Genomic DNA, 26,452 nt, shown 5'->3' with positions numbered 1-26,452 from the left:
CGTTATCACTGGTTCCCTAATCATACCCAATTGCGGTCCCCTCGTAAAATAAAGCTTACACCGTTTCAAACCCGATCATGGAAAGCAACAGCAGTACAACCGCAACGATGGTGAGCAGGGCGTAGATGATTTTTTTGTTCATCGGATTCACCTCATTCCCTCACTATTTGATTTCCATCCGGCGAAAAACAATGACTCCCAGACAGCCAAACACCGCAATACTCAAGAGCGGCACAATAATAAGCTCTGGCATCCCGGATGCCGGCACCCGATTTGTGGCAATGTCCATAAAGTAATGAAAAATCGAATGCTCATACAGTGTTTTGTAGAGTGCCCACTGGCTGGCCAGCCATTGCGAGACCGAATCGAAAAAGAGCAGAAACAGCATCACTGCGCCCACCGTAATGCCGCTCATCCGGGTGCCGATGGCGAATACGGCCACCAACGTCCCGAATGCCGCGCCGTACAGAATCGTAAAACCAATGGAGCGCAACGCATAAACGCCTCCGCTTATATCGGGAAACGAACCAAAACCGTTCAAGAGCGTCCCCCCAAGCGTGCAAATCAGAGGAAACATCAGCGATAGCAGCACGACTCCAGTCAAATAGGCCACAAGCTTTGCCGCATAGATGCGCCCTCTGCCATGCCCCGAAGCAGCCGAAAGCTTCATCGTGCCTAACCCGTGCTCCCGCGATAGAAAAAAACCTCCCAGCACAGCCAAGCTGAATTTCGTCAAAACGATATTGATCTGCAACGCATTGCTAAGACCGGTCATTCCGGTCACGCCCCGATCCTCCGGGCTAAACACATGTAGAAACACCGTCAACAAACTGGCGGTAATGAGAAATGTCAGGAAAAGCAGCCTGAGCGAAGGCTCCTTGTACATTTTATACAGCTCGGATTTCAGCAGATTGCCCATGCGAAGCCTCCCCGATCAGCTTGGTGTAATAATGCTCCAAATCTTCGCCCCGCGACGCCAATTGCCGAACCTCAAGGCCCGCCCTGAACAAGGCCGCCGAGACTTGGCCCGCTTGAACATCCGATTCCCTTAGCAAAATAGTGCCGTCCTCTTCCAGCCTGCAATCCGGGCTTTGCAGCTCTTCGTTTAATACCGCCAATGCTTTGGCAGGTTCGTCGACCTGTATATGGAGATATTGGCGGCACTTCTCCTTTAATTCGCCGGCCGTCAGCTGCTCCAGCATACGCCCGTTATGAATCATGCCATAGTCCGTCGCCAACAAATAAAGCTCGCTCAGAATATGGCTGGAGATCAGAATCGTAATGCCCATCTCCGCGTTCAGCCGCAGAAGCAGCTCCCGCAATTCCACAACGCCAACCGGATCAAGCCCGTTGGTTGGCTCGTCCAGAATGAGCAACTCCGGCCGTCCGATCAACGCCGAAGCCAAACCCAACCGCTGCTTCATGCCAAGCGAGAAGCTCCCCGCGGTTTTGCTCCCCGTCTCCTCCAGGCCGACTAGCCGAAGAGTCTGCTTAACGGCTTCCTTATCGCGAATTCCCTTTTGAAGCCGAAATACCTCCACGTTCTCCGACGCTGTCATATGAGGGTATAACGCTGGCGCTTCGATGGCGATGCCGATTCTTCTTCTTGCCTCAACAAGGCTTCCTCCCCCGCCGCATCCAAACAGCTCCAGTCCGCCCGAGCTTGGCTCTACCAGACCTGCCGCGATACGCATAAAGGTCGATTTCCCTGCTCCATTTTGCCCGATAAAACCGTAAATGCTTCCTTTCCGAATGCCCAAGTTCACCTCGTTTAACACCTTTTGCCGCTTGTAGCTCTTGGACAATTGAAACGCCTGCAGCGCTAATGCCGACATCTGCCTTCCTCCTTCTTCTCCTCCTGTGTCACGCTTAAGTGATACAGACCTTAGCTTATATGTCACACAAGCGATCCTAGTCTAAGCCTTTAACCAGCCCATCTCGTTTGGGCTTTCTACAGTATAAAAGGCCATCATAAACTGCTTCGTCCAGTCCAATTAAAGCGGCATAAAGCTTTCATTAACGCCAGATTAACAAATAAGCGTCGACGCTTTGGGGCGGCAATAGAGCATCAAAAAAGACGCCGGTTTCCCGGCGCCTTCGTCTCGATTATGATCTAGCTACTGGCGAGTAATCGTGTAGCCTTTTTCTTGCAGCTTCGTAATAATGCCGTCTTCGCCCAGCATATGAAGGAATCCGGCAACTACAAAGTACGTGTCTTTGTTTTCGTCTGCGAGGTAACCTTCTACTTTTTCAATCATTCCTTCATTGCGGTCGCCGATCATGCCTTTATAAAACTCGGGCAGCTCCTTCATGGCATCAGTCATTGCGGCCGATGCGGCATCGTCTCCGCTTTGCCACATTTTGGCCATGGTGTCAATGCTGTTGTCTGGTTGATGGAATGCGGCAACAGTTTCCTTCAGCATGGAAGATGTCAGCTCATTCGAGAAATTATTGAACATCGAGAACTGGGAATCAAACGATTCAAGCTCAAGTACGGATTTGCCCGTAGCCATTGCTTTTTGCAGGAAATACATGTCGATGCCAAGACCCGTGTCATAACCGCCAAGCGCGGATTTCAGAACCGTCAATTCATTGCTGACTGCCCAAGGCTTGAAAGGATCGTAAGCCGTTTCCGGCGCGCCGATTTCCTTCAAAATACCTTGCAGCTGCGTATACGTTTCGGCGTCAATATGATCCTTCAGGGTTGAACCGTCGTCATAAGCCATGTATTTTTGGATTTCGGCAATTTTTTCCTCGTCCATTGGTGCCGCGATATTGACTTCCACTACCAGATGGTCGGAGTTGGCATATGCAACGTTTAATTCGGGACGCATCGGGTACATAACATCATTGCCTACATGGATGGAACCCAGCAGGTATACGACGGAACCGTCTTTCTCAACCTTCCAGAAGTAGCCTTTGCTGTCTTGCAGCTCCAGAGCGGCAGCGCGTTTGTCGGCATCCCAGCCAACACGGTAACCGGCATTTTCAGCCAAGAAACGAAGCGGAGCGTACAAAGTGCCGTTTACGATTTTTGGAGCAACAGTCAGCTGATACAATTCATCGTTAGCCAGTGCAAATTCACTGTCGCGCTCCAGGGCAAAAGTAAGCTCGTCTTTTACAGCGTGAAGAGTGGACGTCTCAGCGTCCCAGTTTAGTTCATAACCCAATTCTTCCAGGAAGGATTTTACCGGAATCAGCGTAGTTGCATTTTCAATAAATGGCTGCCCGCCAACAAACGTCAGCTGCTCTTCGCCAAGCAATACATTTACGGAAGGTGCGGCAGTCTGCGCTTGTGCGCCGGTTGCGAATACAAACAGCATAACAAAGCTTAAAAGTAGTGCGGATAATTTCTTCATTTCATTCTTCAATCCTTTCAAAAGGTTTTATGTTGGTATACTGTATATATCTATATACACAGTATATTCACACTGGGCACATTTGTCAACACTCTAGTTAAAAGAGTTGTAGATTTATCCAAATCGATTTCCAAAATTATCTTGATTATACCAAATGGATTTAGAAGATCAAAATGGCCTGCTCTATAAGTGCAATTAAAGAACCGGCTGAAAAGGACAGAGTGAGAATGGTTCTGGTAAAAAGGCGAAAAGACAAAAACCCGAAAGGCGATTAGGGCCATTCGGGTTTTGCCATGTTACGTCTATAAAGCCGATTGGACAGCCGATGGGCTGCGCTAGATTCATATACGCCTGGATTTAAGCTTCCACCAATTCGACAACGGCGCCCGCCTTTAGCGTGTTGCCGATCGTGCAGGCGCGCTCCGTCACGGACTTCAGCTTTTCCTTGTAGGCTTCATCCAGGTTGGGCGGCAGCGTGACACGTACGTGGAAATCGCTGAAACGGTTGCTTTTGTCCTCCGACTTAATTGCCGTTACTTCAATATGAATGGCATTAACATCGTATTCCACGCCATCGTAGTTCATAATTTTTTGCAGCGAAATGGATACGCAAAGTCCAAGCGATGCCTCTAGCAGCTCGCGCGGCGACAGCCCTGCCGAATGGGGAGAGTGGCTTCCCTTCAATTGATAACCCGCTTCGTTGTATATCCCGTCTTGCCCGTCTACCACTTTTATGATTGTCATGGTTTAACTCTCCCTTGGTGAACGATTAGTTGAAGAAACGATCTGTCTGCTTCTATCACTTTGTTTGATTCTATAGAGGAGCCGCGATTATGATCAGGCTTGGTCCTTCTTCAAAACTCATGGTGGTGGCACGCCACCCGATGCCCATCGGCCGATACCTTCAGCTCCGGTACCTGCGTTTTGCAGATGTCGCTCGCCAGCGGGCAGCGCGTATGAAATACGCATCCGGATGGAGGCGATAGCGGAGACGGAATTTCGCCTTGCAGCACCGTCCGCTGCTTCAGCTTTCTGCGGGTAAAGTCGGGCACCGCCGAAAATAAAGCCTGGGTATACGGATGCCGCGGCCCCTGGAACAGCAGCTCCGTCGGCGCTTCCTCCACGATGCGGCCCAAATACATGATGCCGATCCGGTCGGAGATATACCGCACCACGCTAATGTCGTGCGTAATAAACAGGAGCGTCAGCTTCAGCTCCTTCTGCAGCTGCCGGAGCAGATTCAGAATTTGCGATTGAATGGACACGTCCAGCGCGGAAACCGGCTCGTCGCAGATCATCAGCTTTGGATTCAGAATCAAGGCGCGCGCCAATCCCAGCCGCTGCCGCTGCCCCCCCGAAAACTCATGGGGATAGCGAAAATAATGCTCCGGCTGCAAGCCCACAACCCGCAAAATATGAAATACGGCTTCCCGCCTCGCCTCTCGATTGCCCATGTTGTGAATGATCAACGGCTCCTCCAGAATTTGCCCTATCCGCTTGCGCGGATTAAGCGAGGAATAGGTATCCTGAAATACTAGCTGGATGTCTTTGCGCAGCTTGTTCATCTCCGCTGCCGACAATCGGGACAAGTTTCTTCCCTCGTAGTCGACCTCTCCGCCCGTTGCGGGGGCCAGCCCCAGAATGCTGCGGCCAGTCGTGCTTTTGCCTGAACCGGATTCTCCAACCAGGCCATAGGTTTCTCCCTCGTACAGCTGAAAAGAAACATCCGTGACCGCATGTACATGCGCGCGGGTGCCAAACAGCTTGCCGAATGGCCCGTAGACCGGAAATTTCTTCTCCAGGTTTCGCACGTCCAGCAGTACCTTTTTGTTCTCTCCGTGAAGCTTGTTTGCTCCGCTCATCCCGCCGCCTCCTCTTGCTGCTTGGCAATGGCTTCGAAATGCCAGCATTTGACCCCGTGGTCGTCGCGATACCGAGTCATCGGCGGCTCCTGCTCGCGGCATTTGCCATCGGCAAACGGGCAACGCGTCGAAAAGCGGCAGCCCTGCGGAACGTTGCCCAAGGAAGGAACGGCCCCTTCGATAACATGCAGCTTTTCGCTCCTGTCCCGGTCCATACGTGGAATGGATGCGATCAATCCTTGCGTATAGGGATGCAGCGGCGAATCGAAAAGGCGGTCCGTTGTCGTTTCCTCCACGATTTGCCCCAGGTACATGACCTTGACGCCCGTGCATATTTCCGCAACAACGCCAAGATCATGCGTGATGAACAGCACGCCCATGCCGAGGCGCCGGTTCAGCTCCACGATGAGATCAAGGATTTGCGCCTGGATGGTTACGTCCAGCGCCGTTGTTGGCTCGTCGGCGATCAGCAGGCGCGGCTCGCAGGACAGCGCCATGGCGATCATCGCCCGCTGCTGCATGCCGCCCGACAATTCATGCGGGTAATCGTCGACCCGCACTTCAGGCGATGGAATGCCAGTCAAACGGAGGATGTCGATGACTTTTTTCCGAGCTTCCTTTTTGGACAAGCCTTGATGAAGGGTAATGGCTTCTCCAATCTGCTCTCCGATGGTGTATACGGGATTAAGCGAGGTCAGCGGATCTTGAAAGATAATGGCAATGTCGTTGCCGCGCACCTTTCTCATCTCCGCCTTCGACAGCGATAGCAAATCCCGCCCGTCCAGCTTGACCTCACCCTCGTAGCTGATATCGTCGGTATGGTCCAGCAGACGGATAATGGATTGCGACATAACGCTTTTGCCGCAGCCGGATTCGCCAACGATTCCGATGATTTCGCCTTGCTCCACGGAAAAACTGACACCGTTAACAGCCGTGACCTTGCCTCGCTCGGTATGAAAATGTGTTTTTAACGAATGAACCTCCAGCAGCGGTGTTGTCACCTGCTTCCCCTCCTTTTTTGCGGCAAGCCAACATTATCTCCGCTTCCCCTTGACCCTTGGGTCCAGCCAGTCGCGCAGGCCGTCGCCCAGCAGGTTCAGGCTTAGCACAGACAGCACAATCGCAGCGCCGGGGAACACAACCATCCACCAGGCTTTGTAGATCACGAGCTTGCTGGCTTGCAAAATATTACCCCAGCTTGGCTCAGGAGCCGGAATGCCCGCTCCCAAAAAGCTAAGCGCCGCCTCCGAAATAATCGCCTCCGCAAACACAAATGTCGCCTGCACCAATAGAGGAGACAACGTATTGGGAATGATATGGACCCAAATCATGCGGGTATCGCTCGCCCCCTGCGCGCGCATCGCTTCAATATAGGTTTGCTCCTTGATCACCAACGCGCTGGACCGTACCACGCGCGCAATGTTGGGCGTAAACACAATCGTCAGCGCAATAACTACATTAAGCGCGGATGCTCCCAGCGCAGCCATAAGCGCGATCGCCAGCAGAATGCCGGGAATCGCTACCAAGCCGTCGCAGATGCGCATCAGAATATGGTCAAGCGTCTTGTAAAAGGAGGCGTATACTCCGATCAGCAATCCCAGAAACGACGACAACGCCGCTACGATCAGCCCTACGCTGATCGACACTCTGGCTCCATACAACAGCCGGGTGAAGAGATCCCGTCCGAATTCATCCGTGCCCAGCAGATGCAGGCCGCTTGGCGCTTTGAGCCGCTCCGTCACCTTCATGGCGTAAGGGTCGAAAGAGGTCAGCCATGGCCCAAGCGCAGCCAGCGCTGCCAGCACGACAAAGATGGCCGCGCCCGCCACCAGCGCGGGATTGGAGAAGAAGCGGCGGCGGCTGAGGGCCCGCTGCTCCTTGCGCATTCTTTTGCTGAGATCCGCGATATATTCTTTGCTTTCCGTTATCTCCACTTGCTTCTCCCCCTATTTGCGGTCCAGCCGCACGCGCGGGTCCACAACGCCGTACAGCAAATCGATCAGCAAATTAATGACCACATACATCAACGTAACAATCAGCACCACGCCCTGAATGACGGCATAATCCCGTCTGGCGATGGAGTTCAGAATGAGCTGTCCCAAGCCGGGAATGTTGAAGATCCCCTCTACAACCACCGCGCCCGTCACCAATGTGCCGAACGTTTGCCCCAGCACGGTCAGGATCGGCAGAAAAGCGTTGCGAAACGCGTGCTTGAACAACACCTTGGCTTCGCCCACCCCTTTGGACCGGGCCGTTTTGATAAAATTAAGGTTTAGCACCTCCAGCATGGAGGAACGGGTCATCCGCGCAATCAGCGCCGCCTGAATGGTGCCAAGCGAAATGCCGGGCAGGATCAGATGCCTCAGATGCTCCCCAAAACCTTTGCTCAGCTCCACGTAACCCGCCACCGGCAGCCATTGCAGCTTAACGCCAAACAGCAGAACCAGGAACAGGGCCAGCAGAAAACCAGGCACCGCCATGCCCATCAGCGACACGCCCATCAGCGTATAATCCGCTGCCGTTCCCCTTTTGTAAGCCGCCAAAATGCCAAACGGTATCGCCAGCGCGATCGCGATCACCTGAGCGATGATAGCGAGCGACAGCGTTGGCCCGATATGCTCCTTGATCGCTTGGGCGACGGATTGCTTCATAAAGATGGAGTTGCCCAAATCCCCTTGCAGCACCTTGCCGATCCAGTTTGTGTATTGTGTGAGAATGGGTCCATCCAGTCCCAGCTCCTTGTTCAAAGCCGCGATTTCATCCGCGCTGGCCTCCATTCCCAGAATGGAGGAAGCCGGTCCCCCCGGCGTAATATGAATGATCAGGAACAAAGCCGCCGTTACAACAAACAAAACCGGAATAAGCGACAGCAGCCTTTTTGCGATATATGCCAGCACAGCTTTCCCTCATTTACACCAAATTTAGCAGAAAAGGATGCCGAAAGCTGACCTGTGGCGTGTATGAAAACCCGCTCCAGCAGCTTCCGGCACCCTCCTCCGGCGACCGTTCTATTTTTCCAGCTTCGCGTTCCAGACGACAGGAGCCTCGAACAGTTCAAAGCCTTCCAGGTTTTTGTTGATTGCTACAATGCCGTTATAGTGGCCGATAACCGTTGAGGAGGCAATTTCATAGAGATAGCCTTGTAGCTTTTCCCACTCCTGCTTCGCCGCTTCGGGACTTGCCGCCCCGCGAATGTCTTTCAGCGCTTGCTTCACGTTTTCGTCGTCCAGCCCCGCCCAATCCGGATTAACCGCCAGCAATTGCGGAGGCGTCAATTGGTAGCCCGTGCTGGCTACGAAAATATCCCATTTGCTGCGATCGTTTTTCGTTTCCAGGAAGGTGGGAAAATCGTAGTTGTCTACTTTTACATTCAAGCCGATCTGACGCAGCTGCTCCTGAATAACCAGCGTAGCCGTGTACATTTCGTTATAATCTTTTGTTGTCAAAAGGGTGATTTCTTCGCCGTTGTAACCCGCTTCTGCAAGCAATTGCTTCGCTTTTTCAGGGTTATTCTGGTTGTAGTATTCCGCGCCCGCTTCATTGGACCACAATACCTGGTTGGTGTTCAGGTAACCTGGAGCCAGGGAATACAGCTCCGGCTTGGCAAAGCTCGCCAGCATGATTTCTTCATTATTAAAGGCCGCAAGAATGGCTTGGCGAATTTTCACATCGGCCAGCAAGCCTTCGCGAGTATTGAAAAATGCCGTCAGAGCGCCGCCCGGGAAGGACTGAAGCTCAAGGTCGCTCACTGCGGCCAACTCGTCGTAACTTTCGATCGGAATGCTGTCGGCTACGTCGTATTGTCCTGTTTTGACACCGGCAATGCGCGTGGAGTGATCCGTTACGAAATGGAAGTACAGATTTTCGGTTGGCGCTTCCTTTGTTCCGGCAAAGCCGCTAGCAGCGCCTTCCGGCGATTGATATTGGTCGTATTTCACGAGGTGGATGTATTGATCCTGCTTCCACTCCTGGAACTTGTACGGGCCTGTGCCAATGTATTCGGTGATGCCTTCAGCCGGTGCGCTTTCGATAATTTCCTTCGTCGTGATGGACGGGAATTGCGCTTGCGAAGCGATCAGGATCAGCACGTCGGAGGTTGCGGATTCAACCGTCAGTTTAACTGTGTAAGGATCGACCTCTTCGAACTTGGCATTGGCAAGCAGCACCTTCGCCCGGGATGAAATCGCCAGCCAGCGGTTCATGGAAGCCACCACATCATCCGCTTGCAGCTCTTCGCCGTTGTGGAACTTCACGCCTTTACGCAATGGGAATGTGTACGTCAAGCCGTCTTCGCTGACCTCCACCGATTCCGCCAGCACTGGCACCGGATTATAGTTCGCATCCAAAGTAAACAGCTGTTCGAAAATATTGCCCGCCGTATCCAGCGCTACCGCCGATACCGTAATGGCTGTATCCAAGGTTGGCGGCTGAGCCGTCAACGCAATATTCAAGGTGTCGCGGTATTCCTTCGCTTCCGGCGCCGCTGTTTCTTCGGTTTGTCCCGCTCCGCCGTTTGCCGCGGTTGGGCTGGAAGCAGGCTGTGCGTCATTTTTGGAGCAAGCCGCCACTATCGTCACTAGCAAAATCGCCGTTATCAGTTGTACCCAAACTTTTGTCTTCATCGTCCATCCCCCTGTTTGTCTATAAAGATGTAAGGTGTTTCCTCAAAAACAACTATCTTGATTATTCATAGTTATTTAGTAGGAATAATAAGATAACCCAATAGTAGTATAGCAGGGAAAGGATGTCAATGACTGAAATTTCCTGATAACGCTTACCGGAGGAAATGTTTGGCTTCTGCTTAGTGCGATGTAAAAGCGCAGACTAGCATAACGCAAAAAACACGAGTTTAGTACAAGGAAAAAAACACAAGATTGGCACAACGCAAAACAACAAGACTCGTTCAACTCAAAACCACAGACTCGTTCAACGCAAAAACACAAGCTCAGTACAACACAAAACCATAGACTAGTTCAACTCAAAACCACAGACTAGTTCAACGCAAAAAACATAAGCTCAGTACAACACAAAACCACAGACTAGTTCAACTCAAAACCACAGACTCGTTCAACGCAAAAATCATAAGCTCAAGGTGCTGCAACATGCTGCAAAAAAATGACCTCTTTCACCCAACTTTCACCCTGCCTGTAGTTTAGTGGTCATCTATGACCGCTAAAGCATCATTTGGCTAGTTTCGCTTCGGCTAACGGTCACCCTTGTCCTTTATCCGATCAAAAAAGGCGAAAACGAGGTAAAAATAGCTTCTTACGGCCGTGAATGACCGTTAGAAACTCGCTTTTTGTAAAAAGAAGCCTCTAATGGCCATCGATGACCGTAAGAGTAAAAGACAGCTTATTCAGTCATTCCTGTGAATCAGTTATTCCTGTGAAGAGGTCTTTCAGCTAGCCCCCGCAAGACGGCACGTTATTTCAGGCATGAATTCCGCAAGCTGGGCGAGCCGCTTGCGAACCTGATAAACTTATCCGCATACAGCAGCATCTGTTCAAGCTTCTGGAGATCAAGCGGGTACACGGCCGTGGAGGTTCTCCCTTATTTGCGCTTTGGCTCCGTTGGAAATCTTCAGGATTTGAACAGCGCAGGCTACAGCCTGGAGGAGATGTTGTTGGCTGCGAGCAAAGTATATGGTGAATCTGCGGTTGCCAATGTCACCGCAACCACTCTCTTCTCGGCAGAGGCAATTGCCAATACCGCAGCAGCGGTGCTTGGTCAGAACCCCGAAGAAATAATGGCCAAGCAAATGCGGAGCAACCATGCCTGGGCCTTCGATACGGCAAACGCGCTTCGGACGGCCTATCGGGTAACCGATCCCGTTCAAAGCGCGACACTGGAGTTGTCAATAAAAGTGCAGTTTGAAAACACACTCATACAGAAATCCCGTTACTAGGCTGCTTGTGACAGCACTCTTTCGCGATAAATAGCTGGGGGCCAGCCCCGTGGATTGGAGGTGTAGATTCGCTGCCTGTTGTAGTAGACCATGATGTATCTGAAGATAATCGATTTGATAAAGGCCATCGGATGGCGCTCCGTTTTGAGCGGGTATAGTTTCTCTTTCTTTAACGTAGCAAAAAAACTCTCCATCCTTGCGTTGTCATAGCAACGTCCTGTGCCGCTCATGCTCTGAATGGCATCTCGATTAGCGAGACTTTCCCGGAATGCATGGCTCGTGAATTGGCTGCCTCGATCACTGTGAAAAACCATGCCACGCGCATGTCTTGCCTTGCAGGCGTTCTCAAAGGCTTGGATGCAGAGCTCTTTGCGCATGTTGTCGTCCATAGCGAGGCCCACGATCTCGCCATTGAAACAATCCAGCACCGCAGACAGATAGAGCTTGCCGTCTGAACAAGGGATCTCGGTGATATCCGATAGCCACTTTTGATTGGGTGCTGAGGAGCTGAAGTCTCTCTGAATGAGGTTCTCGCTCTTTTGAGCTTCGGCATCCTCACGTGTAATACCGTTTGGATGGCGTTTCACCTTCTGTAGCAGGCCATGCTTCTTCATGATGTGGTAGACCGTACTGTAGCTGGTTGTAACCTCTCGCTGTGACAGCGTGTAACCTCTCGCTGTGACAGCGCCAGCAGCATACGCTTCACACCGTAATTTCGGTTGTCCTCATGTTCACCAATGATGGCTTTGATTTCGACCAGAAGCCGTTGCTGCCGCTCCTCTTTGGGTGTCGGCTTCAAGCTACGATAATAGCCCGATTCGCTGACAGCAAGTGCTTCGCACATCGCCTTGACGGTCCATTGATCCCGTCGTTCACGAATGTAAGCATAGAGCTGGCATGCCTTTACCGCTTCCGGTCTTTTGCGAAAAAACCGAGTGCGTCCTTGAGAATGTCATTCGCGCGGCGCAACTCGCTGATTTCTCTTTCTAATTCGATTTCACGCGGTGTTTTATCCGTAGATGCATAAGCGCGTCCGCTTCCGATATGCGCCCCATCGCCGTGCAGGGCTCTTTGTTTTCTCCACCCCTGCATCGTATGGTAAGGCACGCCTAATTGATCGGCGGCTTTCTTTGGACCAATCTCATCGCTCAATCGTACCGCTTCTACTTTGAATATGTTGTCGTATTGATTCATTGTCTCTCGTCCCCTCGTCTGCTTTCATTTTATTTCATACGAGGGTGTTTTTCGACTGCATTTTTATAGTAGCACTCCAGATTCCGCCTCGCGGCGGACACCCTTGCTCTTGACTAACGGTAGGCGTTCGCCAGCCCCCGTTCGGGACTTTCACCCTAGAGATGACGCCCATGCTGGGCGTACCGCAAAAAAACTGGCTTGGGGGATTCCCAGGCCAGTTTTTTTTAAGTTGAAGCAGGCTATCTGTTTCAATTCACGTTCTTGCGTAAGGAGCGACTTGGCAATGGTTATCCAAGTCCAAGTGCCAGCTGCAAACGAAAATTACCCAAAAGCGGCTTTTCTAATTCCGTGCAAAGTAACCCCCCCAGACACCGCACGACCTGTTGGAGATCAGAATGATGGAACCCGACTCTTAGCGCTCGACAATAATCTGAAAGAAAAAAATGCGCCATGGTTTCGTCCAGTCTGCGTTATCCAATCTCATCAATAATCTGCAGATGAGTATACAATTAACAATTGTCTAGATATATGGGAAGGAGCATAGAAAACCCCACCTATATAAAAAGAAGCATGCAACTTTAGATGACCTAAAACCGTTTATAGTGATAGAAACTACAATAAAATCAATGATCAAAGAAGGGGATTGAACTGATGAAAAGACTTCAAGTTTTTCGTGGAATATTCACAATCACACTACTTTCTTTATTAATAGCTTGCAGTGATTCTACTTCGACTCCGACTTTAGCTCCTGGCGATGCCCATCCCCCTACTACAGAATCAACAGAAACGGAGGGAGAAGTATTGAAACTAAGCGAAAACGAAATCGTCAAGGTAAGTATAGCCTTCAGATCTGGTGATTCAATAGGTGTGATTGAAGAACCCTCGGACTTAAAAGAGTTAGTGCGGATTGTCAATAATGCCCCTCGCGCTGCAGGAGAGATGACTTCAGATGACTATGGAGTTTTCACTTTTCATTTAAAAAATGAATCAACAATTTCACTCTTCTTTAGCGGACATGGGAGATGGTATGAATATCAAGGAAACAACTTTCAAATTGATGAAACAAATGTCGCTCTCCTAAACGCACTCGTAGACAAAATAAAACAATAGAAGCTGAAAATTATAACATTCTGAAAATAATTTGATCGAATATGTTAACATGACAGGTAATGCTCTATGTTAAACGATGAAAGGACCTCAATTTCCACCACTACGCAGAAACTGAGGTCCTTCCCGAAGAACTCTGGACTCAAACAGAGTATTAAAGATAAATTTACGTTTGAGACAATCCTTTTATTCCCCTCGTGTTCTTTATACAAATAATCATTCTATTCGTTGAGCTAATCCAATATTCAACTTTAATTATCTGGATCAACAACTTTCTCTGTATTGCTGGTGTATAATGTAACATTTCCAGCCGCAGTCAAAGCCGGGCTAATTTTTGTTACATATCCCCAAGTTCCCGCAGGATAAGTATCTGTCTTGACTGAATTCCCAGAAACAATACCTACTATTCTAGTGGTAGTGTAAGCCTCAAAAACAATCCCTCCGCTGTCACCGCCAGCTATCACTCCGCCTGTCTCCTTGTATATTTGGATAAGATTGGAAAGCGAAATGCTTCCATAGGTGACGCTTGAACTGGTACTACTTACTGTTCCACACGTAACTCCCGTTGTGTTACCTGACTTGCAAAGTAATTGATTAGTCAGAACGCTTGAAGTTGTCGTATACCTTTTGTCATATTCAGCATTTGCTACGTTACCGTAGTAAAATTCGTTACTAATTTTCTTCTTTTTGTTCGTTAATAGGATTAAACCCACATCAGTACCGCCATTTGTATACGCCGAGAAATGTTGAGTTCCAATAGCGGTCCCCCCCTGTGATACTGAAGCCCCCGTATTAGTAATACAATGTCCTGCTGTTATTAAAAATTCTCTAGTGTCTTTAGTAGCAGTCCCGGTTGTACTGCAACCAAGACTAACATAAATCCCACCACCCAATACAGTAAATTCATCTGTTCTCAATTTTGCCGGTTCACTCGGAGCACCGGTTTCTATATTCAATACTTCATCGTATTCTAAAAGTAACGCAGCAAGACTTATCCCTTTCTCTTCATGAAAAGTTTGAATAGGCTGCTCATTAATAGAAACTGTAACTTCCTGATCTTTTACACTAGAACTAATTACAGCATTTAAACTTGAGAAATTTGGATAATTATTTTGCAAATTGTTTAAGATGTTATCTTGAATTTGAATGAGATCAGCTTTAGAATATTTGACACTTTCTACTTCTAATAAATCTTGAGGAATTATTCTTTTCATCTCTTCTACAAATGCAGCGACTTTATCGTTTGTTTTGGCGATAGCCACTACAAACTTAAAGTCATTCTCATTATCAATGTAAATCTCACCGTATTGATTAAATCCTTCAGTATCCCCAAAATACTCTCCTACGATCGTGAAGATAGATTCAAGATATTGTTTCTCATATTCCAACTGCTCTTGTTGTTTTTCACTTAAAGGAAGCTCTGATTCAACTTGATTAATAATTTCATTTTTTGTTTCATCTTGAGCAAATGCAGTCGAGTGTAACAATAACAACACAATAAGCATCAATGACATTACAAGCTTTTTCATTTTTTCATTCCTCCCCGATTTTCAACTCATATAATTTAGTGTAAATAGATAGCATATTCCTATCGCACAGGAAATTTATTATACTGCTAAATTTTCATTTACTTACTTCTGAAGTATGAAAATTGCATCTGTCTAGTAGAATGCTTATAAAGTGCTCCATTCTAAAGATAGAGATACTGTACTCGCTGTTTCAGTCATTGGTTGTAGTCCACATCAAATAATAAGCAACATTATTTATAAAGAAACAATGAACCGTATCACTCTCCTGTTCATGATATTTTGTCTACTATATCTTCCCCTCCTTGAAATCAATATATGGGGTTTATCATGTTCATTGAATAGTAAATATGCGAATTGTATTAAATCACATGTCAATTGAAGCTTTTTGACGTTTTTCATCTTATTTTGCAACTTAACCTTGGGCAGCATGAAACCGATGAATTTGCTTTGAAATAATTAGGCAAAACAGCAATCTGCCACTGCATAACAAACGCTGCTAAGAATACGAGCAATCCAATAATTGCTACCTTCGATTATATCCGACATAAATAAATAATTAAAAATGTTTTTTACTAATGTTATTGATTTATTAACTTAATACTCCTCTTTACATCGATACACTGCAACTACATCTTCAAATAAATTGTATTAATTTTAATTATATCAAAACAAATGTCGAATGCAGTTTTCGAAGTATTTTATACCAATCTGTAACATTGAGAGAGGAATTGGATAATATAAACTAGCTTTCGTGTTGATATATTACCTCTGAATTCGCTATACTTTTATTATATTACATATTTGGGAGGTAATTAGGAGTGTTATATGGAGTGATATGTGATGATGATGCGGAGACCCACGAAAACTTGCGGCACTTTTTTGGTGATTTTGAAAATATAATCGGCCGCCAGATTTTTTTAACTCATTTTTTTTCAGGAGAGGAATTAATTGAGCATTATCGAAATACTAACAGTCATCATTTCCACTTTCTATTTCTCGATATTGAACTACCAGGAATTAATGGACTAGAAACAGCTAAGCAACTACGCTCCCTCCCTAATAGGGATATCATAATTCTGTTTTTAAGCAGTTACCCGCAATACGTTATGGAAAGTTTTGATGCTCTTACATTCCAGTATTTACTTAAACCGTTGTCCTTTGATATTTTCAAATCGAAAATGATGAGAATTTATGACCATATCAACTCTACAATGAATAAAGTTTTGTTATTAAAAGATTATCAAGGTAAGAGCATTGTATCCCTTTCAGAAATTATCGCTATATTAAAACTAAAACATTCATTTGCTCAGAATAAATTGAAAGTGGTCACAGCCGAACAAGAATATATTATTAAAGGCACGATCTCATCCTATCAGAAAAAATTGGGACAGCCTTTTTTGCTCGTCTATCGTTCAGTTTTAGTGAACATGGATTACATTCGTAGGTTTACAGTTCAATCTGTAGTCATGAGCAATAGTCAGGAATTCCCAATAAGTCGTGCTCAAACCAAGCTAATCAAAGATACTTACTCACATTACATGGCAGGAAGATTTATTGTATGAGGTTGGTGCTCCTTGCCTTGGACATCGACGCTCTATTAAATCATGCACTAAACGTCTCACAAAAATAAATACAAAAAATGAATGATCAGATCAGCATGGAGCCAAACAACAACATTACCTCATATGACATTTGTATTGTAATCGGAAATATTTTAGACAATATACAGTGAAGAAGCCCAGCGTTCTCTAATTCATGATGCGGCAGATGGAAGTGGCGTGCGAAAGCTAGGATCCCGACAGTTGTCGTTTGGTTGATTCAGCAAGCAACTGCTATTCAAACAAGCGTTTTCCGATTATGGGGATTTTTCAAGTGCCGTTATTAGGGATTTTGGAGTTATCAAAAAAAGTGCGGTTTAAAAACAAACTCATACAGAAATCTCGTTACTAGGCTACATTTGACAGCATTCTTTTCCGATAAATAGCTGCAGGCCGGCCCCCTGGATTGGAGGTGCAGATTCGCTGTTTGTTGTAGTAGACCATGATGTATCTAATGATAATTGATTTGATAGAGCCCATGGGAGCTTGCCGTCTAGACAAGGGTCTCCGGTAATATCCGATAGCCACCTTTGATAGGTGCTGAGGCGCTGAAGTCTCTCTGAACGAAGTTCTCGCTCTTTTGGGTTTCGGATGGCATTTCACCTTCTGTAGCAGGCCATGTTTCTTCATGATGCGGTATATGAAACTGTAGCTGGTTGTAACCGCTCTTTGTGACATCGCCAGCAGAATACGCTTCACACCGTAATTATGGTTGTCTCCATGTTCGCCAATAATGGTTTTGATTTCGACCAGAAGCAGTTGCTGCTGCTCTTGTTTGGGTGTCGGCGCACTTTTATCGTAGCACTCCAATTTCAATTGTTTCATTACAACAAACACCCCACGCAGACATCCCGTCCGCATGGGGGCTATAATGACAACTATCCACTTTCAAAAGTCCCATCGCCCTAGCAACCAAACGATCACGGAGGCCCCTTAGCCGCCTCTAAATCGCCGCTTTCCCCTTCCGCAGCTCCTCTTGCAGGAGCATGATATCCAGCTCGCTGGGTCTCACGCCGCCTTTGACGGATAGCGCCGCTGCCGTTCCTGCAGCCTGGCCCGTTGCCATGCAGCTTGGCGTCAGTCTGGTCGTTGCCAGCGCTTCATGCGAGGTCGAGATGCATCTTCCCGCCGCAAGCAAATTGGGGATATTGAGAGACAGCAGGCAGCCGTATGGAATGTCGTACGCTCCGTCGCCGGAAATGAAGGAGGCGGTTACGCCTTTGCCCGACGGATCATGGATATCAATGGGATAGCCGCTGCGGGCAATCACGTCATCAAACTTCCGGCCTTGGACCACATCATCCTTGGTCAGCAAATAACGGCCTACGATACGGCGCGATTCCCGAATGCCGATCTGCGGAGCCACGGCCGAAATCGACGCTCGCTGGAAACCCGGCACATCGCGCTGCAGAAATTCAGCCATCATCAGCACCTGCTTGCGTCCCTCCTGCTCCGCTAGCGTCAGATCCGCCGCGCTTGTTGCATCCAGCCCCTGTACCCGCGTGCAGTTGATCAACACTTCATCATCGGCCGGCCCGGCGAAAAACAACACCTGATCGCGGTTAATCGGCACGCCGGATTTTTTCCAATGGCTGTAGAAGCCGCTAACTCCCGTCAGAGGCAAATCCTCCAGCTCCGCAATCGGCGTTTTGCTGTAAAATTCCTCTGGATGCTGGATCATGTAAGCCTTGATCTGAGCCAGGTCCACGCCGCGCATTCTGAATTTCATCGTCATCGGCTGCGATTGGCTGTCCCCGTCCCGTCCCTGAAGCGTCTCCGCGCCGGACAGCTTGGCAACGTCGGCATCGCCGCTGGTATCCACAAACATCACTCCGCTCACCAGCGTCCGTCCCGATTTGTTCGTTACATAAACGCCTTCGATGACGCCGTCCCTTACCGCAACCTCATCCACAAAGCTATGGAGCATCAATGTAACGCCTGCTTCCTGGAGCATATCCGCCGCGACCACCTGATAAATTTCAGGATGATAAGGCGTCAGCGTGCGGACAAAACCAACGGTATCCCGCAAATGCCCCGGCGACCCGCCCCGCTCCTGCAGCCGATCCACAATTTCCTGGGCAATGCCTTTAATCACCTGTTCCCCGCTATCCGTGTGGAAGGTCATCCAGGGATACACCATCGCCGCCGTGGACATGCCCCCAACAAAGCCGTAACGTTCGATCAACACGGTCCTGGCGCCTTGCCGCCCTGAAGCAATCGCTGCCGCGATCCCTGCCGGACCGCCGCCGATGACAACAACATCGGCTTCTACTTTGTTCTGCATATTCACATTTCCTTTCTTAATGGGCTGTTTCTTTTCCCAAGCAAGGGGATGCGACACCTTCTGAACCCGCCCTGTATGTTTATGCACAGTTCTATGCACAGTTCTATGAACAGACCTATTGCACTTCACGTATTCAGAGCGCTCTAAGCCCTGGACTCGTTTTCAAATTATAGGACTATTCCTTCAATCCCGTCATCGCTACCCCTTCAATAAAGCGTTTTTGCGCCATGAAGAAAACAAGCAGCAGAGGCACGGTCGCCATAACCGTTGCGCTCATCAGGTAATGCCAGGATGTGCCGACTTCGTCGGTGAACAGCGACAGGCCAAGCGGCAGCGTCATCAGCTCGCGGGTATTGATAAAGATCAACGGATCAAAAAACTCGTTCCATACTGTTACAAAGGTGAAAATCGTCAGCGTCGCCATGCCCGGCTTGGCAATCGGCAGCATAATTTGCCAGTAAATGCGGAATCGGTTGCAGCCGTCGATCATTGCCGCCTCCTCCAGCTCCGTAGGCACAGTAATGAAAAACTGCCTCATGACGAAAATACCGAACACGCCGCCCGCTCCGAATATCGGCAGCAGGATTAGAGGCAAATGCGTATCGATCCAGTTCAGATCGCGCATAAACAGAAACATTGGAATCGCTGTTACCTCATGCGGAATCATCATTGCGCTGAGCAGCACCAGAAACACAAAGTTGCGGCCCCAAAACGGGATTTTGGCAAAAGCATATCCCGCAAGCGAAGCAAAAAAGACAGTGCCTGCAACGACGACAAGAGAAATATAAACGCTGTTGAAATAAAACCGCTCAAACGGAATGAGCGAAAACACATCCATATAGTTCTCCCACTTAAATGTGGAGGGGAACAGCTGGGGCGGATAAGTGAAAATATCCTGCGGCTCCTTGAAGGAGGTGGACAGCATCCACAGAAACGGCACCAGCATCACCAGCGAAATTGCCGACAATGCGGCATAAACGCCAAACGCCGACAGCGTCTTGCGAGCGCCTGTATTAGGTGTCGCTTTCATTGAATACCCACCTCTTTCTAAGCTGCCATTGCAGCAGAGTCAATACAAGCACAACAAAGAACAGAACAAACGCAAGCGCGGAAGCATAGCCCATCTGGAACAGCTTGAACGCTTTTTCCCATATATAGTACACAAGCACTTTTGTACTGTTGCTCGGTCCGCCCTGGGTCATGACGTAGATTTGTCCGAATACCTTCAAGGAACCGATAACGGTCATGACAACAGTCAGAAATACCGTTGGCGTAATCATTGGCAAGGTGACGTTGAAAAAGCTTCTGGTTTTCCCCGCTCCGTCCAGCATCGCCGCTTCATACAGCGAGCGCGGAACCTGTTGGATCGCCGCAATGAAGAGAACCATGTTCAAACCTACGTTTTTCAGCACGCTGGTAATAATAACAGCCGGCATCGCAAGGTTGTCATTGTAGAGCCAAGCCGGCCCTTCGATATTAAACATCAGCAGCAATTGGTTGATCAGCCCGGAATCCGTCGCAAACATATACTTCCATACGATGGACCACACGATAAGGGAGGTCATGACGGGCACAAAAATCGCCGTTCGGAAAAATCCGATTCCCCTCATGCTTTTGGATAACAACAGCGCCAGCATCAGAGCCAGCACGATATTAAACGGCACTAATCCCGCTGTAAAATAAAACGTATTCCCGAAAACCTTCCAAAACACTTCATCTGTCGCAATATTCCGATAATTTTCCAGCCCAACAAAGCTGTGCTCGCCCAGCAGCGGCCAGTCCATAAAGCTCATATACAACGCTTTCCCCATCGGGAACAATAACAGCAACGTAAAGCCCAGCACCATCGGCGATATGAATAGCCAACCCGTCAGTTGCGCTTCCCGGGCAAGCGGTCCGCCTCTGCGTTTCTTGCCACTTTTTTTCACTCCGCTACACCGCCTCTAGCTCAATCTGTCTATTGCATTTCGGAATTCGCCCACTGCTCTGCGCAGCTCGTCCTCTGCTTTGCCTGTAACAATTGCCCCTAGCAAAATAGCGCTGACTCCGGCATCATGCAGCACCGGCACATCCCCGATCACCAGCTTGCGCTGCGAAGGCAGAATAATCGGCAGGCCGGAATGCTGCGCCAAATACCGGTAGTTCAGCACATCGGCAAAGCTGAGCGGCGTTCCGTATTCGCTACCCGGTACAATAGAGGTTTCCAGTGCGGCAAAACCAAAGTCGGCTGCGCCTTTCACCCGGTCAAAGTCGTACGTCTCATTGATCGCAAACGTGCGGTCCAAACCATTCTCCTCCAGCATTAAGGAAGGCAAGTGATGTGCATAGATGGAATAAAAATCAAACCCCAATGGAGCCAATCGCTCGATTTCCTCGCGCGATACGTCTTCCAGACTGCCGGATGGCACAACGCCAAACGGACCGTCGAACTTCTCACGAATATTGCGAAACACTTCTTCATATTGGTGCAGCGGTCCAAAATGATTGCCGCTCGCCCGATGCCCTACATTAAAATGAACCTTCAGCCCGTCCGCGCCTTCATCCAGCGCCGCTTGCGCCAGGTTGGCGTCATTGGCGGGCAGGCTGATAAACAGGCTCAGCTTTTTTTGCCCCAGCTGCTGCTTCAATTTCCCCATGTTGTCGCTCACTCCTTCAAGCATGCTTGAAGCCGAGGATGCCGGCACGCTGGCCCTTACAGCCTGCCGAGCTTCGCTTCCGCAAACGCCGAGTCGCTTGGCGGTTGACGGTTGGCGGTTGACGCTTGGCCGTTGACGCTTGGCGGCGACAAGCCGTACGGCAAAGCTTCACCAAGCCAACCCCATTGCCGCTCTTCCAGCCCACCAAACCGCCGTTTCCTTTAACCGGGCGGTTCTGTGCGGTTTGCAGCTGCCGGCATCCTCAGCCTTCGCTTTCTTTTCCTATTTCAAAATAGCGTCCACGTCGGATTGCATCTTCGCCATGTTTTCTTCCGCGGTGCCCGCTTTGCCGAACAAGCGGTCAAAGCCTTGCAGAATCGCATTGTCGATATCCTGCCAACGGATGTGGCCCGGAATGATGCGCGCTTTTGGCATTTCATCGATTACGGATTGAATAATATGCTCCACCGGAGGATTGTTTGGCTGTTTCAGGAACGAATCAGCGTTCAGCACGGAAGTGCGCGGCGGTACAAAATATGTCGCCGTTGCTTCAATGCCGGACTGGCTGGCAAAATACTTCAGCAGCTTTTTCGACTCTTCCGGATGTTTGCTATCCTTGAACAGCGTATAACCCGCTTGTCCAAGCATGGACACGCTGCCTTGGCTGCCCGCAGGCATAGGAGCGATGCTCCACTCGAAATTCGTGATTTCACGCGCTTTGGATACATAGCTGTAGTTGTCGAAGAACATGCCCACATTGCCTGCATCGAAGCTCACTTGCTCGCCGGCTTTTGGATGGGATTGATCGTCAAACATCATCCGGCCCAGCAACTCCATCGTTTCAACGCCGTATTGGTCGTTCCACGTAAAGGCCGTCATGTCTTCGCTGAACGGGCCGCTTCCATTGGACCAGGAGTAGGAGGACAGGATCGCCCATGTTTTCCAGTCCCGGAAGAAGTTTGCGCCGTAGACGCGATTTTGCGCGCTATTGTCGGCAATCGCTTTGGCGGATTCCTCGAATTGCGCCCAGGTCCAGGTGCCTTCGGTCGCAAGCGTGTTGGGATCGGTCAAACCGGCTTGGTCAAACAGGGTTTTGTTATAGAACATGACGACGGGCGGTGTTGAAAAAGGCAGTCCAAGCAGTTGATCGCCATCGCGGAACAGATCAAGCGTGCTCGGGATGTAGTCGTCCAGGTTGAATGCCGCATCGTCTTTGAATTCGGAGACATCGGCCAGGATGCCGTTTGCCTTAAACTGCGGAATCATCCGCTCCGATACCCATGCGATGTCGGGGAGAGATTTGCCGGCGGCGAGTACCGAAATCTTTTGCTGATACTCCGTAAACGGAACGGATTCCATTTTTACCGTAATGCCGGGATTTTCATTTTGGAAGCCTTCAATGAGCTTGTTGTACACATCCATATGCCCCTGATTGCCCCACATCAAAAACTTCAACTCTACATCCGCTTGCTGCTCAGTGCCTCCGTTAGTTCCGCTGCCAGAGTTTTTCGTGTCCGTGCTTTGGCTGCTGCAGCCCATTGCCATACCTAGCAGCAAAACCGAGGTTAGAGCCAGTCCTGCCTTCTTCATGCAAATCCCCCTTATCAACGTTTGTTTTGATGACTACCCCAGTATAGCGAAGGGGAATGCCTCTCTTAAATCACTTAGATTACAGGAAAGGTTCGTTTTCTTTATCTCTTTTGTCAGAAAACCTAACCAAAACTTACCTTCGAGCTTCAAATATTCAATTCATCCCTCGCTCGGACTAAACTGATTGCGGTATTCACCGGCCGTCATGCCGCTTTGCTGCTTGAACACCAGCATAAAATGCTTCGGGCTTTGATGCCCCGACAGCCTTGCCACATCGTAGATTTTGAGCTGCGTGTGGCTGAGCAGCCATTTGGCCCGCTCCATGCGGGCTTCGGAGACGTAATCGGAATAATTGCTCCCCGTCTCGCCCTTGAACAGTTGGCTCAAATAAGTGGCGTTCAGGCTAACCTGGGAAGCAACCGTTTGCAGGCGCAAGTCTCCGTCGATATGCAGCTTAACGTATTCTTTGACATCCCGGATGATTTTTCGGGCATCGCCGCTATTCTCCACCTGCGGGGAATCCGGCGCATGCATCGGCGTGGACACTCCGTAACGCTTGTCCAGCAGCAGTCTGGCCTTCTCCAGCACGGAAACCAGCTCATGCCGCTCAATCGGCTTCAGCAAATAATGAAGCACGCCATGCTGGATCGCCCTTTGGGCATATTCAAACTCGCCGTATCCGCTCAAAATAATAACCAGCAGCTCGGGATACATCTGCTTGACCTTCTCCAGCAGCGTCAATCCGTCCATTTCCCTCATGCGGATGTCGGTAATCATCAGGTCGGGCACCTCGGATTTCAGGTAACTCAGCGCCTCCCGCCCGCTTGCCATCTCCCCCGTCACCTCAAAGGAATGAGCCGATTGGCGGATCAGCTCGCGCAAGCCTTGGCGGATAACCATTTCATCTTCAACCAGCAGCACCTTATACACCTTCATCAGCTCCTTCCGCGGGAAGTATAATCGTGATGGTAACCGCAAGGCCTTGTCCCGGGCTGCCATCAACAGTCAAGCTTGCGCCTTCTCCATACAGCAGCTTCACGCGCTGGCTGATGTTATGCAGCCCCAGCTCATCCTGATCGCTCCGCTGCAGCGAAGCGTAGACAGGCTGTCTGCTGATTTCCTCATTCAGCGCTTCCATAGAGGCTTCGTCCATCCCCTTGCCGTTGTCCCGCACCGTAAGGAGCATCTCATTCTGAAAACGGAGAGCGGATATCCAGATGATGCCGCCTTCTTCCCGGCCGTCGAGCCCGTGGTAGACCGCATTTTCGACAAGCGGCTGCAGGATCAGCTTTGGGATGCTAATTTCCTTCAGCTCCTCCTCCACGTTAAAAAACACGCGAAGCTTTCCGCCATAACGAACCTTATGAATACGGACATAGGAGGCGACAAAATCAATCTCCTCCTGCAGCTTCACCAGCCGCCCCGCCCGATCAATCGTATAACGCAGCAGCTTGCCCAGCGCGGTGACCATGTCGGATACCTCGGCATGTTTTTGCTGAACGGCCATCATATTGATAGACTCCAGCGTATTGTAGATAAAATGGGGATTAATCTGGCTTTGAAGCGCGGACAACTCCGCTTCCTTCTCCCGGATGCCAAGCACAAACACCTCATGAAACAGCCGGTTGATCTCCTCCATCATCCGGTTAAAGCCTCGCCCAAGCTGGCCAAACTCGTCATTGCTGAGGGGACTGACCCGCTTGTTGAAGTCGCCTTGCTCAACCCGGGCCATATTATTTTTCAGCTCGATCAGGGGCCGGGTCATCCGGTAGGACATCATAATCGCCAATATCATAGCTAGTCCCACGCACGCCAAGGCAATCCAGAGCGTAAACACCAGCAGCTCGCGGGATTCCTTCTGAATCACATCAATCGGCGTCAGCCCAATGACGGAGAGGCCGGAATAGGTCGAATGATGCCGTACGAACAGATACTGGTTCCCGTTAATCCGTTCCCGCTGGCCGCTGACCAGCTCCTGCAGCCGCTCATGCTTCGTCAACTCGCCATAAGCCGAAAAACCACTTTCCGACGCCCGCTCATAGATCAGCCGCTGCTGCTCGTCCACAATCATCAGGCTGGCCGCCTTTTCAATATTCAAATTGGCCAAAATGCCGCCAAACGCATTGACGTTTGCATCGATGATCATGTACCCCAGCCGTTCCAGCGTCTTGGGTTCCTTGATCACCCGCGCCACGGAAATATATTCAGCCTCCGGCTCACTATAATAGGAAGGCATATGCGGCGGAATGATTTGCCACTCACCATCGGATTGCTCCAGCGATTGAAACCATTCCTCCCCTCTGCCGTCCCATACGGCGTCAATCGCCATGGCATCCACATTGGAAAACAACGCGCCGTTGTTGCTGATCAGATGAATGCCGTGGATTTCCGGACGGTCGTAGGCTTGTCCGGATGTATAGAGCTTCATTTTCAAATAGTCATCCGAAATGACCCACGAGCCGGAGCCCATCGGGCCGTTATATTTGGACAAAATCGACAACACCTTCTCGTCGTACAGAGGCATCAGCGACAGCCGCTCCAGATCCTTCAGCAGCCGGTCCAGGTTTGCGTTCACCTGTCCTACGATATCTATCGTATATTGCTCCGTCTTATCGTTCATCGTGGATGAAAAATGACGGTAAGTCACGATTCCCTGCAAACAAAGCGGCAGCAGAATCAATATCGTAAACAGGAGCAGCAGCCTTGTCCGCATCTTGCTTTCCTTTAAGTGGCTTCCTAACCATTGCAGCATGTGCTCCACCCCGTTATCGGCATCGTTGTCAGGTATTTTTGTTAAGTTATTTGACATTAAAACACTATCTGAAGTTTATCGTATAATGGGACGCATTTGAATCCTATCCTTCAACTTTTGGAAAGGGTACGGAATCTCAAGTTTATGAAGGCGCTTACGAAATTTTTAAATCTATTTTACTCATCGCATACAAAAATAACCCCCCAGACGAATCTGGGGGGCATGCTGCCGGGAGCCGCTCCGCTGACAGTGAGCGAGCGACGACCACTTTACAATAGAAGCTGGCGTATTCATTACAGCTTACTCTGCAAAACCTTGACAGCTGCCTTTTATCCGCCTAGCGGTCACCGATGACCGCTAGAAGCCCAAATGGATGCATTCGCTTCAGCTAACGGTCACCCGTGTCCTTTAGACGCTCAAAAGCCACGTTTTGGGGATGAATGTAAGCTTTTACGGTCATGGATGTCCTTTAAAAATGCACATTGCAACAAAACAGGGCTATAACGGTCATGGATGTCTAAGCTTGCCCCACAAGAGTTCCAAGTTATGGATAAATGAAAAACAAGACTACTCAACGAAGAGGTAAGCCTTTATGATGGGAGAAAACCTATAGTGATGAGGCAGGGATAACCCATG

General features: G+C 49.4%; 23 protein-coding genes. 3 read left to right on the top strand and 20 right to left on the bottom strand.

Features of this window, described 5'->3' with window-relative positions; translation table 11 throughout:
* Positions 1 to 163: 163 nt before the first annotated feature.
* The 9 genes from ACX93W_RS21505 to ACX93W_RS21465 form a co-directional block, all read right to left on the bottom strand.
* The gene (locus ACX93W_RS21505) at positions 164 to 919 is read right to left on the bottom strand and encodes an ABC transporter permease (protein WP_459394426.1); all 756 of its coding nucleotides are present in this window, start codon (positions 917 to 919) and stop codon (positions 164 to 166) included.
* Positions 888 to 1,835: an ATP-binding cassette domain-containing protein gene (locus ACX93W_RS21500; protein ID WP_459394425.1), complete on the bottom strand. Its 948-nt coding sequence runs from the start codon at positions 1,833 to 1,835 to the stop codon at positions 888 to 890. Before ACX93W_RS21500 ends, ACX93W_RS21505 begins: the two co-directional genes overlap by 32 nt.
* 282 nt (positions 1,836 to 2,117) lie before the next feature.
* A complete protein-coding gene (locus ACX93W_RS21495; RefSeq protein ID WP_459394424.1) occupies positions 2,118 to 3,359 on the bottom strand; it encodes a TraB/GumN family protein in 1,242 nt (413 codons plus the stop codon).
* 357 nt (positions 3,360 to 3,716) lie between these two features.
* Positions 3,717 to 4,103, bottom strand: coding sequence for an OsmC family protein (locus tag ACX93W_RS21490; protein ID WP_459394423.1), 387 nt, complete (start codon positions 4,101 to 4,103; stop codon positions 3,717 to 3,719).
* A 110-nt stretch (positions 4,104 to 4,213) separates the two neighbouring features.
* Positions 4,214 to 5,221: an ABC transporter ATP-binding protein gene (locus tag ACX93W_RS21485; RefSeq protein WP_459394422.1), complete on the bottom strand. Its 1,008-nt coding sequence runs from the start codon at positions 5,219 to 5,221 to the stop codon at positions 4,214 to 4,216.
* Entirely contained in the window at positions 5,218 to 6,222 is a 1,005-nt protein-coding gene (locus ACX93W_RS21480; RefSeq protein ID WP_459394421.1) for an ABC transporter ATP-binding protein, read from the bottom strand. The genes ACX93W_RS21485 and ACX93W_RS21480 overlap by 4 nt, the downstream gene beginning before the upstream one ends.
* Before the next feature lie 33 nt (positions 6,223 to 6,255).
* On the bottom strand, positions 6,256 to 7,107 hold the full coding sequence (locus tag ACX93W_RS21475; protein WP_459394539.1) for an ABC transporter permease: 852 nt from the start codon (positions 7,105 to 7,107) through the stop codon (positions 6,256 to 6,258).
* Positions 7,108 to 7,167: 60 nt separating this feature from the next.
* A complete protein-coding gene (locus ACX93W_RS21470) occupies positions 7,168 to 8,118 on the bottom strand; it encodes an ABC transporter permease (protein WP_459394420.1) in 951 nt (316 codons plus the stop codon).
* Positions 8,119 to 8,229: 111 nt separating this feature from the next.
* Complete coding sequence (locus tag ACX93W_RS21465) at positions 8,230 to 9,843, bottom strand: ABC transporter substrate-binding protein (protein WP_459394419.1); 1,614 nt, start codon at positions 9,841 to 9,843, stop codon at positions 8,230 to 8,232.
* A 914-nt stretch (positions 9,844 to 10,757) separates the two neighbouring features.
* On the opposite strand from ACX93W_RS21465, the gene ACX93W_RS21460 reads away from it, so the two are divergent.
* Positions 10,758 to 11,126, top strand: coding sequence for a hypothetical protein (locus tag ACX93W_RS21460; protein WP_459394418.1), 369 nt, complete (start codon positions 10,758 to 10,760; stop codon positions 11,124 to 11,126).
* Here ACX93W_RS21460 and ACX93W_RS21455 read toward each other — a convergent pair.
* Both ACX93W_RS21455 and ACX93W_RS21450 read right to left on the bottom strand, forming a co-directional pair.
* The gene (locus ACX93W_RS21455; RefSeq protein ID WP_459394538.1) at positions 11,123 to 11,788 is read right to left on the bottom strand and encodes an IS3 family transposase; all 666 of its coding nucleotides are present in this window, start codon (positions 11,786 to 11,788) and stop codon (positions 11,123 to 11,125) included. The two genes, ACX93W_RS21460 and ACX93W_RS21455, sit on opposite strands and share 4 nt — an antisense overlap.
* A gap of 241 nt (positions 11,789 to 12,029) precedes the next feature.
* Positions 12,030 to 12,320, bottom strand: coding sequence for a hypothetical protein (locus ACX93W_RS21450; protein WP_459394417.1), 291 nt, complete (start codon positions 12,318 to 12,320; stop codon positions 12,030 to 12,032).
* Positions 12,321 to 12,971: 651 nt separating this feature from the next.
* On the opposite strand from ACX93W_RS21450, the gene ACX93W_RS21445 reads away from it, so the two are divergent.
* Entirely contained in the window at positions 12,972 to 13,430 is a 459-nt protein-coding gene (locus ACX93W_RS21445; RefSeq protein WP_459394416.1) for a hypothetical protein, read from the top strand.
* Between the two features lie 248 nt (positions 13,431 to 13,678).
* On the opposite strand, the gene ACX93W_RS21440 is transcribed toward ACX93W_RS21445, so the two are convergent.
* The gene (locus ACX93W_RS21440) at positions 13,679 to 14,956 is read right to left on the bottom strand and encodes a S1 family peptidase (protein WP_459394415.1); all 1,278 of its coding nucleotides are present in this window, start codon (positions 14,954 to 14,956) and stop codon (positions 13,679 to 13,681) included.
* Positions 14,957 to 15,774: 818 nt separating this feature from the next.
* On the opposite strand from ACX93W_RS21440, the gene ACX93W_RS21435 reads away from it, so the two are divergent.
* Positions 15,775 to 16,518: a LytR/AlgR family response regulator transcription factor gene (locus ACX93W_RS21435; RefSeq protein ID WP_459394414.1), complete on the top strand. Its 744-nt coding sequence runs from the start codon at positions 15,775 to 15,777 to the stop codon at positions 16,516 to 16,518.
* Positions 16,519 to 16,902: 384 nt separating this feature from the next.
* Here ACX93W_RS21435 and ACX93W_RS21430 read toward each other — a convergent pair whose 3' ends face one another.
* From ACX93W_RS21430 to ACX93W_RS21395, 8 genes are all read right to left on the bottom strand, one after another.
* A complete protein-coding gene (locus ACX93W_RS21430; protein WP_459394413.1) occupies positions 16,903 to 17,379 on the bottom strand; it encodes a hypothetical protein in 477 nt (158 codons plus the stop codon).
* 118 nt (positions 17,380 to 17,497) lie between these two features.
* Complete coding sequence (locus ACX93W_RS21425) at positions 17,498 to 18,838, bottom strand: FAD-dependent oxidoreductase (RefSeq protein WP_459394412.1); 1,341 nt, start codon at positions 18,836 to 18,838, stop codon at positions 17,498 to 17,500.
* Positions 18,839 to 19,013: 175 nt separating this feature from the next.
* Positions 19,014 to 19,868: a carbohydrate ABC transporter permease gene (locus ACX93W_RS21420; protein WP_459394411.1), complete on the bottom strand. Its 855-nt coding sequence runs from the start codon at positions 19,866 to 19,868 to the stop codon at positions 19,014 to 19,016.
* The gene (locus ACX93W_RS21415) at positions 19,852 to 20,685 is read right to left on the bottom strand and encodes a carbohydrate ABC transporter permease (protein ID WP_459394537.1); all 834 of its coding nucleotides are present in this window, start codon (positions 20,683 to 20,685) and stop codon (positions 19,852 to 19,854) included. Before ACX93W_RS21415 ends, ACX93W_RS21420 begins: the two co-directional genes overlap by 17 nt.
* Before the next feature lie 96 nt (positions 20,686 to 20,781).
* Entirely contained in the window at positions 20,782 to 21,474 is a 693-nt protein-coding gene (locus ACX93W_RS21410; RefSeq protein WP_459394410.1) for a hypothetical protein, read from the bottom strand.
* 282 nt (positions 21,475 to 21,756) lie between these two features.
* Positions 21,757 to 23,064, bottom strand: coding sequence for an ABC transporter substrate-binding protein (locus ACX93W_RS21405; RefSeq protein WP_459394409.1), 1,308 nt, complete (start codon positions 23,062 to 23,064; stop codon positions 21,757 to 21,759).
* Between the two features lie 159 nt (positions 23,065 to 23,223).
* A complete protein-coding gene (locus ACX93W_RS21400; RefSeq protein WP_459394408.1) occupies positions 23,224 to 24,000 on the bottom strand; it encodes a response regulator transcription factor in 777 nt (258 codons plus the stop codon).
* A complete protein-coding gene (locus ACX93W_RS21395) occupies positions 23,987 to 25,816 on the bottom strand; it encodes a cache domain-containing sensor histidine kinase (RefSeq protein ID WP_459394407.1) in 1,830 nt (609 codons plus the stop codon). The genes ACX93W_RS21400 and ACX93W_RS21395 overlap by 14 nt, the downstream gene beginning before the upstream one ends.
* Between the last annotated feature and the right edge of the window lie 636 nt (positions 25,817 to 26,452).

Source organism: Paenibacillus sp. CAU 1782 (assembly GCF_054551715.1).
This window is presented reverse-complemented; position numbering and strand designations above follow the sequence as displayed.

Coding starts and splice junctions, on each gene's coding strand:
- ACX93W_RS21445 (WP_459394416.1), top strand. CDS start 12,972: ATGAAAAGACTTCAAGTTTTTCGTGGAATATTCACAATCACACTACTT.
- ACX93W_RS21400 (WP_459394408.1), bottom strand. CDS start 24,000: ATGAAGGTGTATAAGGTGCTGCTGGTTGAAGATGAAATGGTTATCCGC.
- ACX93W_RS21505 (WP_459394426.1), bottom strand. CDS start 919: ATGGGCAATCTGCTGAAATCCGAGCTGTATAAAATGTACAAGGAGCCT.
- ACX93W_RS21405 (WP_459394409.1), bottom strand. CDS start 23,064: ATGAAGAAGGCAGGACTGGCTCTAACCTCGGTTTTGCTGCTAGGTATG.
- ACX93W_RS21490 (WP_459394423.1), bottom strand. CDS start 4,103: ATGACAATCATAAAAGTGGTAGACGGGCAAGACGGGATATACAACGAA.
- ACX93W_RS21430 (WP_459394413.1), bottom strand. CDS start 17,379: ATGAAACAATTGAAATTGGAGTGCTACGATAAAAGTGCGCCGACACCC.
- ACX93W_RS21420 (WP_459394411.1), bottom strand. CDS start 19,868: ATGAAAGCGACACCTAATACAGGCGCTCGCAAGACGCTGTCGGCGTTT.
- ACX93W_RS21440 (WP_459394415.1), bottom strand. CDS start 14,956: ATGAAAAAGCTTGTAATGTCATTGATGCTTATTGTGTTGTTATTGTTA.
- ACX93W_RS21500 (WP_459394425.1), bottom strand. CDS start 1,835: ATGTCGGCATTAGCGCTGCAGGCGTTTCAATTGTCCAAGAGCTACAAG.
- ACX93W_RS21475 (WP_459394539.1), bottom strand. CDS start 7,107: ATGCGCAAGGAGCAGCGGGCCCTCAGCCGCCGCCGCTTCTTCTCCAAT.
- ACX93W_RS21395 (WP_459394407.1), bottom strand. CDS start 25,816: ATGCTGCAATGGTTAGGAAGCCACTTAAAGGAAAGCAAGATGCGGACA.
- ACX93W_RS21415 (WP_459394537.1), bottom strand. CDS start 20,685: ATGGTGCTGGGCTTTACGTTGCTGTTATTGTTCCCGATGGGGAAAGCG.
- ACX93W_RS21495 (WP_459394424.1), bottom strand. CDS start 3,359: ATGAAGAAATTATCCGCACTACTTTTAAGCTTTGTTATGCTGTTTGTA.
- ACX93W_RS21425 (WP_459394412.1), bottom strand. CDS start 18,838: ATGCAGAACAAAGTAGAAGCCGATGTTGTTGTCATCGGCGGCGGTCCG.
- ACX93W_RS21450 (WP_459394417.1), bottom strand. CDS start 12,320: ATGAATCAATACGACAACATATTCAAAGTAGAAGCGGTACGATTGAGC.
- ACX93W_RS21410 (WP_459394410.1), bottom strand. CDS start 21,474: ATGGGGAAATTGAAGCAGCAGCTGGGGCAAAAAAAGCTGAGCCTGTTT.
- ACX93W_RS21465 (WP_459394419.1), bottom strand. CDS start 9,843: ATGAAGACAAAAGTTTGGGTACAACTGATAACGGCGATTTTGCTAGTG.
- ACX93W_RS21485 (WP_459394422.1), bottom strand. CDS start 5,221: ATGAGCGGAGCAAACAAGCTTCACGGAGAGAACAAAAAGGTACTGCTG.